Genomic DNA, 6,936 nt, shown 5'->3' on the forward strand with positions numbered 1-6,936 from the left:
GCGGCGATGCCGCAGACGAATCCGTAGTCACGTGGGCTGGGTGTCGTAGCTGAACGCCTGCAGCGCCGATGGTTGACTGTCGCAGTGGCCGACGAGACCGACGTCCAGCACCTCGTGAAGCAGCTGATGGCCGGCGCCCGTCCCGAGGAAGGCAAGGCGCTTCTCGATGCCTTGATGCACGGTCAGGTCACCACCATCTTCGAGAAGCTGAAGCGCGATGAACGGCCCGCGGTGCTGCCCGTCCCGGAGCGTGTGCGCGGGTTCCGTGTCCGGTTGGACCTGCACGGAGCCAAGCCGCCCGTCTGGCGCCGCCTCGAGCTACCCGGCGACCTGACGCTGCCGCAGATGCACGTCGCGATCCAGGCCGCGATGGGCTGGTACGACTCCCACCTCCACCGTTTCCGTGTGAGCAAGGACCGCCGGTCGCCCTACTTCGCAACCGAGTTCGACCTCGACGAGGGTGACGAGGGGATGCCCGAGGCCGACGTACGCCTCGACCAGCTCCTCGCTGCGAAGGGCGACGAGCTCTGGTACGAGTACGACTTCGGTGACGGCTGGGACCACCAGCTGGTCGTCGAGGCGGTCCTGGATGAATCGCCCGCGACCGTGCGCTGCACCGCTGGGCGGATGGCCTGTCCGCCAGAGGACTGCGGCGGGATCTGGGGCTACGACGAGATCGCAGCCTGGGTGCGCAGCGGGTACGACGACACCCTCCTGCCGCGGTCGTTCGAGGACGCCGAGCACGGCCGGGACTGGCTGCCCGAGGGGTGGCACCCGGACCACTTCGACCTCGGCGAGGTGAACGAGTCGCTGGCGATCGCGACCGCAGAACCGGTCGACGTCGGTGGCGAGCTGGCCGAGCTGGCCGACAGGTTGACGCGTCGTGGGCTCACGGCCCTGCGGGAGGTGCTCGGACGCCCGCTCTCCCACGGCCCCGTCGACCTCAGTGATGCTCAGGCCGCGAGCTCGACCGAGACCTACCGGACCTTCCTCGACATCATCGGCGACGGCGTCACGCTCACCGCCGCGGGCTACCTGCGGCCGGCCGTGGTCGAGGAGATCGCCACCCGGACCGGCATCGCCGAGTGGTGGATCGGCAAGGCCAACCGCGAGGACCTGACCCGCCCGGTCGCCGCGATCCGCGACACCGCCCGTGCCCTCGGTCTGGTCAGCGTCCGCAGCGGGCAGCTCACTCCGACCGCGGCTGCTCGCCGCTGCGCCGGCGACCCGCAGGCGCTGCTCGCCCACATCGTGGGCCGTCTACCGCTCGGCACCAAGGACTTCGAGCGCCAGGCCGGGTGGATGGTCCTGGCGGTCGCAGGCAGCGGGACACCGGTCGAGCACTGGCACGACGAGACTGCGGACCTCCTCTACGACCTGGGATGGAGCCACGGTCGTGATCGGCTGTCCCCGCCTCCTCCGTGGAGTCCGACCTTCGAGGTGCTCGAGCAGCTGGCCGGCGCCGCCGGCGCTCGGTGGGGCGAGGTCAAGGGCACCGACCTCGCGGTCGCCGCGGTGGCACGTGCAGCGATCCGGCGGACCTGACCGTCGTCGAGTCAGGGAAGCTGGGCCTCGGGGTTGTCCCGCCAGAACCGTTGTGCGTCGTCGTCGACGACGAGCCCCTCGTCGGCCAGCCAACGCACGGCCCGCACCATCGCGCGGCTGTCGCTGAAGGCACGCCACACCGGCACCAGGTCGGGATGACGTTGATGGAGCTCGTTCCCGAAGCGCCGGAAGGCGCCCCTGCCCTGGAGCGCGCGGCTCAGCCGCTCACCCGCCCTGCGGTCACTGATTCGCTGGGCGAAGTCGACCATGTCCTGGTACCAGACGTAAGACGGCAGCGGGTCGATGAGGACCAGGTGGTCCAGCTCGTCGATGTCGACCGGGTTCTCGCCGTCGACGCCGGTGTCGCTGGTCCAGAGCACGATCTCCCCGCTCTGCGGGTCGATCAACCACCGGTGGTCGTAGTCGGTCTGGTCGGCCAGCGATGATGCCAGCTCCTCGAGGTTGATCGCGTCCAGGTCGACCATCCGGGCAGCGTAGGCCGGCCGACGCTCGTTCCCCAAGGGGTTGTGGTTGGGGTCTCGCCTGAGCCTCCGAAGCCCGCGGGGCAAGGGTGTAAGTGGCCGCTTCCACAGCGTGCCGCGGACTTGTCCCTTGCATTGTCGGCGGGCCGACCTAGGGTCGATTCCAGACGTCATCGGCGACCGCAGGGTGCGGCCGCGGACGGCGAGGAGGCTCGCATGACCGCCACGCAGGACTCCCGGTGGACCGCCGACGCGCTGCTGGCGCGGTACGACGAGGTCAGGTCGCACACGGAGCGGCTCGCAGAGCCGTTGTCGCCGGAGGACCAGACCGTGCAGTCGATGCCGGACGTGTCCCCGACGAAGTGGCACCGGGCGCACGTGACGTGGTTCTTCGAGACCTTCGTGCTGGCGGAGAACGAGACCGGCTTCGCGCCGTACCAGGACAAGTACTGGTTCCTCTTCAACAGCTACTACGAGGCGGTCGGGCCGCGCTACAACCGGGCCGAGCGCGGGGTGATCAGCCGGCCGGGGGCGCACGACGTCGGCCTCTACCGGCGCAACGTCGACGACCGGGTGCGCGACCTCGTCGCGCGGCTCGACCAGGGCACGGTCGACAAGCTCGCGGGCACGATCGAGCTCGGGTTCCACCACGAGCAGCAGCACCAGGAGCTGTTGCTGATGGACATCAAGCACGTGCTCTCGCTCAACCCCCTCCAACCCGTGTACGGCGGCCGGCCGGTCCCCGAGGCGGAGCCGGACCAGCTCGGCTGGGTCGACGTGGACGGTGGCCTGGTCGAGGTCGGCCACCGCGGCGACGGCTTCTCCTTCGACAACGAGCTCCCGCTGCACCAGGCCTGGCTCGAGCCCTACCGGCTCGCCGACCGGCTGGTCACCAACGGGGAGTGGCTGGAGTTCATGGCCGACGGCGGCTACCGGCGCCCCGAGCTGTGGCTCTCCGACGGCTGGGCGCAGGTGAAGACCAACGCTTGGGCGGCGCCCTTCTACTGGACCGAGGTCGACGGCGTGTGGTTCGAGCACACCCTGCACGGCACCTTCCCGGTCAACCCCGGGCTGCCGGTCAGCCACGTCAGCCACTACGAGGCCGACGCCTACGCGACCTGGGCGGGCAAGCGGCTGCCGACCGAGGCCGAGTGGGAGCACGCGGTGCGCACCGACACCGGCGACCCGGCCGACCCGGCCGAACCGGTCGAACCGGCCGGCAACCTCGCCGACACCGAGACCTTCCACCCCCGGCCCGCGGGCCCGGCGACCGGCCGGCTGCGGCAGGTCTACGGCGACTGCTGGGAGTGGACCTCCTCTGCCTACCTGCCCTACCCCGGCTTCCACCCCGCCGCGGGCGCGATCGGGGAGTACAACGGCAAGTTCATGTCCAACCAGATGGTGCTGCGCGGCGGCTGCGCGCTCACCCCGCCCGGCCACGCGCGCGCCAGCTACCGCAACTTCTTCCCACCCGGCGCGCGCTGGGCGCTCTCCGGGGTGCGCCTGGCCGACGGGGGAGAGCCCCGGTGAGCGAACCCCAGCTCAAGGTCCTGCTCGACCCCGACTGGGAGACCGGCAGCCTCGTCGACGACGTGCGCCGCGGGCTGCTGAGCCACCCGCGCACCCTCCCGCCCCGCTGGCTGTACGACGACCGCGGGTCCGCGCTGTTCGACCAGATCACCCGGCTGCCGGAGTACTACCCCTTCCTCGCCGAGCGCTCGATCCTCGAGCAGCACGCCGCCGACATCGCCGCCGCCAGCGGGGCGACCACGCTGGTCGAGCTGGGCAGCGGCACCAGCGAGAAGACCCGGCTGCTGCTCGACGCGTTCACCGCGACGGGCCAGCTCACCCGGTTCACCCCCGTCGACGTCTCCGAGGGCACGCTCAGGGAAGCGGCGGCGCGGATCGCGGAGGCGTACCCCGGCGTCGAGGTGGTCGGCCTGGTCGGTGACTTCACCCTCCACCTCGGTCMCCTGCCGAGCGGCGGGCGCCGGATGGTCGCGTTCCTCGGCGGCACGATCGGCAACCTCTACCGTGAGGAACGCTCCGCCTTCCTCGGCGCGCTCGCCGACCTGCTCGAGCCGGGCGACTCGTTCCTGCTCGGCACCGACCTGGTCAAGAGCGCCAACCGACTGATCGCCGCCTACGACGACTCCGCCGGCGTCACCGAGGCGTTCATCCGCAACGCGCTGACCGTCGTCAACCGCGAGCTCGGCGCGGACTTCGACCAGTCGGCGTTCTCCTACGTGCCCTTCTGGGACCCGCACATGGAGCGGATGGACCTGCGCCTGCGCGCCGAGGTGCCGCAACGGGTCCGCCTGCCCGGCGCCGGGCTCGAGCTCGACCTCGCGATGGGGGAGGAGCTCCGGGTCGAGATCTCCACCAAGTTCCGGCGCGAGCGGCTCGCCGCCGAGCTCGAGGCGGCGGGCCTGGGGGTGGCGCGGGCGTGGACCGACGACGCCGGTGACTTCGCGCTCACCCTCGCGACGAAGGGCTGATCCCGCGCCGGCTCGTGGCAGACTCAGCGCCGTGAAGGGAGCCCGGACCGGCCGCACGTGGCTGGGAGCGCTGGTCTGCGCGACGTTGGTGACAGGCCTGACCGCCTGCAGCGACGACCCGGAGCCGGTCTACCAGGACGACACGGCGCCGCAGGCAGTCGTGCGCGAGTACGACGCCTCGCTGGAGCCGTCCGCCGCCGTGCTCTCGCTGGTGCCGTCCGGCGCCACCTCCCTCACCGTCACCGACTTCGACCAGCTCCGGCTCGTGCTCGGCTTCGGCTCCCTCGACAGCACCAGCCCGCCGGAGGAGAGCGAGACCTTCTGGCGCCGCGCCGGGCGCACCGCGACGCTCTCGCTCGGGCTGCTGCGCGACGTCGACGAGCAGCTGCGGGCCGACTTCGGCTTCAGCCGCGACGACGTCGCCTGGGAGGCGAGCTGGGAGGGCGAGCAGTCCGGCTGGGCGCTCGCGTTCCACGACTCGGTGCCCATGCGCGCGGTGCAGCGCGCCGTCCGGGCCGGTGTCGGCCCGCTCCGGGGTGCCGTCGTCGATGCCGACCGCCACCTCGTCACCTCCGCGCGGCCGCCCGCGGGCGACCAGTCGTGGGGCGCGGTGCCGGAGATGGCGGCGCTGACCGGCCGCGAGGCGATCTCGACCTTCGTCGACCGGTCCTGCCGCGACTTCGACGACGTCTTCGGCGACGGCATGGAGGCCAGTCTCGCCAAGGCCCCGAAGGCCGCGCTGCGGGCCATCGACGAGCTCGAGGCGTGGTCCGTCGCCCTCGGCGCCGAGCTCGTCACCGTCCAGCTCGGCCCGGACCGCGGCGACGCCTTCGACCGGGTCCGGCTCGCCGACGTGATGCCGCGGACCGACCCGGACTTCGGCACGGTCATGGACCGCGGCGTCGCGGATCCCTCCAGCGGCCGGCTCGGCTACACCCTGCGCGACCCGCGCGGCGCCGCCCAGCTGACGAAGGCCCGCCAGCTGCCGTTCGCGGTCTGCCGCTCCCTGGGCTGAATCCCGCGAACCCCGGGACCGGCCGGTCAGCCGGTCAGAGGTCCAGGTCGTGCAACCGCTGCACGGTCGGCGAGGTCGGCACCGTGCCCGGGTCCGGCGCCGTGCCGAACAACCGGTCGGCCGTCCCCGCCGTGGTGACGGTGAACCAGTAGTGCTCGCTCTTGTAGTGGTGCAGCCGGTGGTTGCGCCAGACCTTGCGGTACCACGCCGACCGCGGTCGGTAGTCGCTGTGCAGCAGGTAGTGCGTCCACTCGTAGCCGGACTTGATCGTGTAGACCGCGACCAGCAGCGTGAACATCGCCGAGGTCGTCGGCATCACCAGCCACGCCAGCGCGGTCCACGCCGGCGCCAGCCACAGCTGGGCCTGCCAGGGGATGAACACGAGCGGGATCTCGCGCGGGTTCGCGTGGTGCGCGCGGTGCTTGCGCGCCAGCAGCGGGTCCAGGGTCACCGGTCCGAGCCGGCGCGGCTTCCAGTGCAGGATGAACACGTGGACCACCCACTCCACGACCGGCAGCACCGCGACCAAGCCGAGCGGGACGGCCAGCTCCCACCACGACCCGGGCCCGGCGAGCACCCGACCGGTGACGGCGGCGACCAGGCAGGTCCCGAGCAGCCACGGGCTGGGGTGGCGCCAGAACTCGGCGAACACCTCGCCCATCGACAGGTTCGTACGACGCCCGGCAGCCCGGTCGCCGACGTACTTCCCGTCCAGCCTCCCGTCCAGGCGCGCCTCGTCCTCCGCCAGGCGGCGGGCGGCGTGCGCCTCGCGGGGGCTCACCGGTCGTTCTCCGCCGCGTCCCCCACCGCGTCAAGGGCCGCCAGCAGCGCCTCGGCGGTCGGCGCGAGCACGCGGGTCGCGGCGGCCCGGGCGGTGGCGGCGTCGCCGCTGCGGATCGCCGCGGCCAGGAGCCGGTAGGGCTCGACCTGGCCCACCTCGGCGGCCAGCACCGCGGAGAGCGCGGGCAGGGCCGGCTCGTAGGCGGCGCGCAGGCTGTTGAACATCAGCCGGAAGACGAGGGAGTCGGCGCCGTCGACGAGCAGGTCCCAGTAGTCCAGGGCCAGCTCCTGCCAGCGCACCGCGTCCTGGGCCGCCTCGAGGTCGGTCACCACGCGGTCGAGGTCTGCGGCGAGGCCGGGCCCGCCGCGCTCGGCGGCCAGGGCGGCGATGCCGGGGCCGACCTCGGCACGGGCCTCCAGGACGCTGCGGGCGACCGCCGCGTCGAGCCGCCCGCTGCGGACGAGGAGCCGCGGGAGCAGGTCGAGGCCGGCGGCGCGGCGGAAGTCGCGCACGGTGGTCGCCCCGCCGTGCCGCACCTCCACCAGCCCGGTCTGCGCGATGCGCTGCAGCGCCTCGCGAACGGCGAGCTCGCCGTCGAGGACGTCGTCGAGGACC

The 6,936-nt window shown here is 72.6% G+C and carries 7 protein-coding genes; 4 read left to right on the top strand and 3 right to left on the bottom strand.

The features are described 5' to 3' along the window. The first annotated feature begins 84 nt into the window (after positions 1-84). A complete protein-coding gene (locus L615_RS19180; protein WP_261376766.1) occupies positions 85-1,545 on the top strand; it encodes a plasmid pRiA4b ORF-3 family protein in 1,461 nt (486 codons plus the stop codon). 11 nt (positions 1,546-1,556) lie between these two features. Here the strand turns inward: L615_RS19180 and L615_RS19185 are convergent, their stop codons facing one another. Further along, positions 1,557-2,030 carry a UPF0158 family protein gene (locus L615_RS19185; RefSeq protein WP_145726143.1) on the bottom strand — a complete coding sequence of 158 codons (474 nt, stop codon included), beginning with the start codon at positions 2,028-2,030 and terminating at the stop codon, positions 1,557-1,559. Positions 2,031-2,243: 213 nt separating this feature from the next. Between L615_RS19185 and egtB the strand changes: the two genes are divergently transcribed. Genes egtB through L615_RS19200 form a run of 3 tightly spaced genes read left to right on the top strand, consistent with a single transcriptional unit; the run spans position 2,244 to position 5,540 of the window. Continuing rightward, a complete protein-coding gene (gene egtB / locus L615_RS19190; protein ID WP_145726144.1) occupies positions 2,244-3,557 on the top strand; it encodes an ergothioneine biosynthesis protein EgtB in 1,314 nt (437 codons plus the stop codon). Further along, the gene (gene egtD / locus L615_RS19195) at positions 3,554-4,525 is read left to right on the top strand and encodes an L-histidine N(alpha)-methyltransferase (RefSeq protein WP_145726145.1); all 972 of its coding nucleotides are present in this window, start codon (positions 3,554-3,556) and stop codon (positions 4,523-4,525) included. The genes egtB and egtD overlap by 4 nt, the downstream gene beginning before the upstream one ends. 31 nt (positions 4,526-4,556) lie before the next feature. Continuing rightward, positions 4,557-5,540, top strand: coding sequence for a hypothetical protein (locus L615_RS19200; protein WP_145726146.1), 984 nt, complete (start codon positions 4,557-4,559; stop codon positions 5,538-5,540). A gap of 34 nt (positions 5,541-5,574) precedes the next feature. Here L615_RS19200 and L615_RS19205 read toward each other — a convergent pair whose 3' ends face one another. Together L615_RS19205 and L615_RS19210 are read right to left on the bottom strand one after the other, a co-directional pair. Continuing rightward, a complete protein-coding gene (locus L615_RS19205; RefSeq protein WP_145726147.1) occupies positions 5,575-6,321 on the bottom strand; it encodes a sterol desaturase family protein in 747 nt (248 codons plus the stop codon). Then, a partial coding sequence (locus tag L615_RS19210; protein ID WP_145726148.1) for a FadR/GntR family transcriptional regulator occupies positions 6,318-6,936 on the bottom strand: 619 nt, incomplete at its 5' end. The genes L615_RS19205 and L615_RS19210, both read right to left, overlap by 4 nt.

This window comes from Nocardioides sp. J9 (assembly GCF_007829375.1).
Classification (GTDB): Bacteria; Actinomycetota; Actinomycetes; order Propionibacteriales; family Nocardioidaceae; genus Nocardioides.

What these genes read in the sequence shown, in the direction of transcription:
- L615_RS19185 (WP_145726143.1), bottom strand. Translation starts at nt 2,030, where the DNA reads ATGGTCGACCTGGACGCGATCAACCTCGAGGAGCTGGCATCATCGCTG.
- egtB (WP_145726144.1), top strand. Translation starts at nt 2,244, where the DNA reads ATGACCGCCACGCAGGACTCCCGGTGGACCGCCGACGCGCTGCTGGCG.